This window comes from Halobacillus sp. BAB-2008 (assembly GCF_000328325.1).
GTDB lineage: Bacteria > Bacillota > Bacilli > Bacillales > Halobacillaceae > Halobacillus.
Map to the genome: position 1 here is coordinate 1 of NZ_ANPF01000118.1, position 3,280 is coordinate 3,280.

The following is a 3,280-nucleotide window of genomic DNA, read 5'->3' on the forward strand; positions in this document are numbered from 1 at the left end:
ACTCCGGAAGAAGCTGTGGAAGCTGTTCGGCTGCAACGGCTACGATCCAAATGGAAGCACCTGCGGAGAGGAGCAGGATCAGGACGACGATGGTCGTCAACTTGACGGTGATGGAGGAAAGCAGCCTTCTCATTTCCGGCACTCCACTTTGTACCCGATCCCTCGGATGGTGGTGATGTCAAAAGCATCGACCTCCGCAAGCTTCCTGCGCAGTTTTTTAATGTGCGTATCGACGGTGCGCTCATCCACTTCGACATCAAGCCCCCATATTTCCTCCATCAGCTGCTGCCTTGAGAAAATACGATTCGGGTAGCTGAGCAGCTTGTATAATAGATAGAATTCCTTTTTCGGAAAAGCATAGGTGCTTCCGTCATCCTCAGCGGTAAGGCTGTCATAGTGGATGACGAAGGAGCCGATAGTGATCTTCCTCTCCTGGGAGATCTTCGCCCTTCGCAATAACGCGGAAACGCGGAGGGACAGCTCTTTCAATTGGATCGGCTTCACCATATAATCGTCGGTTCCCGATAAAAATCCCTGCTCCATATCCTCCAGACGGTCTTTCGCTGTAACAAGCAGGATCGGCATCCCCATGTCCGCGTCCCGGAGGCTCTTCGTCAATGCATATCCATCCAGGCGGGGCATCATGATGTCACTGATCATCAAGTCGATATGGAAGGTATCCAATACCTTCAATGCCTCTTCCCCGTCTGCCGCCTGATGGATGCTGTATCCCTGCTTCTCCAGGTAAACCCCCATCATTTTTCTTAGATTCCGATCATCTTCTACGACTAATAACTGGACCATTCCCATCCCACCCTGTCTGCGATGGTTTCATTATACCGCAGCGGCTTTTCTTTTCGCGTAGGAATAATAATATCCCAAGGCAAGGCCTACACCTCCGCACCAGAGGATCCAGGCAGCTCCGTAGTGGGAAACTTCGAAGTCGCTGTGATACAGCTGACGGAAGAAGGTGAGGAAGATTCCGTCGAACAGGACAGCAGATGTCGTCATGATGGCGACCGCTTCAAAAATCTTCTCCCGTGCAATCGGAATGAAGGCTGTTGCCGTTTTAATGAAGAAGTAGCCTGCGGGTAAACCGAGGAAGAAGGCGAAAAAGAGCCAGGGATTCCCCGAGGTGAAAAAGGTATCGCCGATCAGACGGACGCTCATGGCGCCTACGAACCAGAATAAAATCCCGAATAACACAAATCCTCCTGCCTGCCGTTTCGTCAATGGTTTTGTCATGGAAACATCATCCCTTTCTATACGTTTCCTCTATCCTACCGCCTCTTTGTGATCTCTCTGTGAACAAAAAAAAGAACCCTCGGCTTCAGGGTTCTCTCCATCATTCCTCTGCTTGTTTTTTAAGGACATCGACGAAATGGGCGATGATTCTGGCGGTCAACCCCCAGATCACTTTGTCTCCGTAGATATAGAAGTATTCCTCCATCTGCCGTGCCCGCCAGTCGTAATCCTCGCCGCCCGGGATCAGTTCGTACGGGAAGTCTTTCTCCGGCTTCGCCTCAAAGGAGACGTAGTGGATGCGCGGCTTCTCGTTCAGGAAGAAGGAAAGCGGGACGGTGAACACTTCCTGGACTTCTGCCGGATTGTGCACAAGGTCCTCTTCTGTCGTATCGAGGTAGCCGGCATACGCATAGACGATCATGCCGAACGGGGAAATCAAATAGTCGAGCGGGTAGACATCCGACAAGCGTCCGGCATCGATGCCGAGCTCTTCTTCCGTTTCCCGGATCGCCGCCGCTTTCGCACCAGCATCGCCTGGGTCGATTTTACCGCCGGGGAAACAGATCTCGCCGGGTTGGCGCCTCATTTCACTCGACCGGACTTCGAACAGGACGTGCGGCTCGCCGTTTTTCTCGATCACCGGCAGCAGGACAGCGAATTTACGCAGATGCTCGCTTCCGAGAACGGTCGGTTCATGGTCTTTGATTTTATGGAAAATGTTGTGTATCTCCATCATGTCACCTCATTAGTATTCTATCTATACTATAACAGGGAACGAAATAGAATAAAAAAGAGAAACACCGGCACTCCTTTTATCCCTTTTTGTGGATGTGTTTGGAAATGAAAGGATTGCAGGTTACAAGCTTAATGAAGAGAGACGGTAACTTTATGCTTATAACTTTATACCCCTAAGAGAGCCTTCATCTGCAAAATACTTTTCAAAAATGAGTAAAAAGTTTGTCGTAATCTAGTTCAAAAATAACAGGATTATTCACAGAATCTATAAACATCAACCTTTATACCTCCCCTGTCTTTATGATATTCTTGTAATATAGTGTAAAGCTTCTGAAATTTGTATTTCTTTTTTTGTAAAATAGATTGCACTGTCATTTTTTTCATGTATAATGGGGGTTATGTTGATGGATATTGTCACGAAATTTTACCAGGCTTTAAATAAATTGGATATTAAATATGATGAGGAGACGGGACGTTTGTCGAAACCGATCAATTTCGTCGTCTATGACGCACATAGAAAGGTGTCGGCCAAACGACTGTTCATTTTCAAAAACTATTTTCTGATTTTAAGAGAAGAAGAGAATGATACGAGGAAAATCCAGTTCAAGCACATTAAAGGCTTCCAGTATGCGGATAAAGGCGATATCTTCCTATAATATCGTAAGACTTTGAGGTGATCAGGTGAGGAGAAAACGGCTTTCACATGTGGATCTTTCATGTAAAGCGAAATCTGTCAAAACGTTTGATAATGAGGTATATGAACTGAAGGGCTCCCTTGCCGTCAATCAAGACAACGGAAAGATCCAGCCGGTAGCGGATATTTACTACCGGGTGAGAACGGCGGTGAACAGCGACCGCCGCATCGTTGCCAAGCGGAAACATTCGGAGGATGAATTGTACACCTATGTCGAGAAGCGAAAGATGAAGTGAGGAGATCCTTGCTTTTGATAGATGGGTAAGCTTGAAAATGGAAGAAGCGTCAAACGTCAGGGGGATGAATCGATGAAACGATGGATGCTGGTTATGCTTTTCGCCATAGTCGCAGGGATGCTTGCGGCCTGTGGGAGCGGAGAGCCTGTCGAGGAGAAGGAATATGATGCGTTCAAAGAGGAGATTGCCAAGGAGGACTTCACCGGCTTCGCTTATATACTGAGTGATTATGAAGCGGAGGATAACGGATACCTCCCTGTGCTGGAAGAAGTGTTCGAAGAAGAGGGGCAGACGCTCGTCTACTTCAACGATCAACAGGCGTCGGACGACGTACACGAAGTTTTCAACGAAGACAGCAAGAAGAAGGATC

General features: G+C 47.7%; 5 protein-coding genes and 1 pseudogene. 3 read left to right on the forward strand and 3 right to left on the reverse strand.

Annotation, left to right across the window (positions count from 1 at the left end):
* Nucleotides 1-129: 129 nt before the first annotated feature.
* The 3 genes from D479_RS19450 to D479_RS19460 all read right to left on the reverse strand — a co-directional run bounded on the left by D479_RS19450 (nt 130) and on the right by D479_RS19460 (nt 1,978).
* Nucleotides 130-804, reverse strand: a complete 675-nt coding sequence (locus tag D479_RS19450) for a response regulator transcription factor (protein WP_008640528.1) — start codon at nt 802-804, stop codon at nt 130-132.
* A 30-nt stretch (nt 805-834) separates the two neighbouring features.
* On the reverse strand, nt 835-1,245 hold the full coding sequence (locus tag D479_RS19455) for a DUF5367 family protein (RefSeq protein ID WP_008640529.1): 411 nt from the start codon (nt 1,243-1,245) through the stop codon (nt 835-837).
* A 100-nt stretch (nt 1,246-1,345) separates the two neighbouring features.
* Nucleotides 1,346-1,978: a CoA pyrophosphatase gene (locus tag D479_RS19460; protein WP_008640530.1), complete on the reverse strand. Its 633-nt coding sequence runs from the start codon at nt 1,976-1,978 to the stop codon at nt 1,346-1,348.
* A gap of 406 nt (nt 1,979-2,384) precedes the next feature.
* Here D479_RS19460 and D479_RS19465 point away from each other — a divergent pair, with 406 nt between their 5' ends.
* The 3 genes and pseudogenes from D479_RS19465 to D479_RS19475 form a co-directional block, all read left to right on the forward strand.
* Nucleotides 2,385-2,636 carry a hypothetical protein gene (locus D479_RS19465; RefSeq protein ID WP_008640531.1) on the forward strand — a complete coding sequence of 84 codons (252 nt, stop codon included), beginning with the start codon at nt 2,385-2,387 and terminating at the stop codon, nt 2,634-2,636.
* A gap of 25 nt (nt 2,637-2,661) precedes the next feature.
* The gene (locus D479_RS19470; RefSeq protein ID WP_039871947.1) at nt 2,662-2,910 is read left to right on the forward strand and encodes a hypothetical protein; all 249 of its coding nucleotides are present in this window, start codon (nt 2,662-2,664) and stop codon (nt 2,908-2,910) included.
* Nucleotides 2,911-2,982: 72 nt separating this feature from the next.
* Nucleotides 2,983-3,280, forward strand: a pseudogene (locus D479_RS19475) (hypothetical protein); the annotation flags it as partial.

Coding starts and splice junctions, on each gene's coding strand:
- D479_RS19455 (WP_008640529.1), bottom strand. CDS start 1,245: ATGACAAAACCATTGACGAAACGGCAGGCAGGAGGATTTGTGTTATTC.
- D479_RS19465 (WP_008640531.1), top strand. CDS start 2,385: ATGGATATTGTCACGAAATTTTACCAGGCTTTAAATAAATTGGATATT.
- D479_RS19460 (WP_008640530.1), bottom strand. CDS start 1,978: ATGGAGATACACAACATTTTCCATAAAATCAAAGACCATGAACCGACC.
- D479_RS19450 (WP_008640528.1), bottom strand. CDS start 804: ATGGTCCAGTTATTAGTCGTAGAAGATGATCGGAATCTAAGAAAAATG.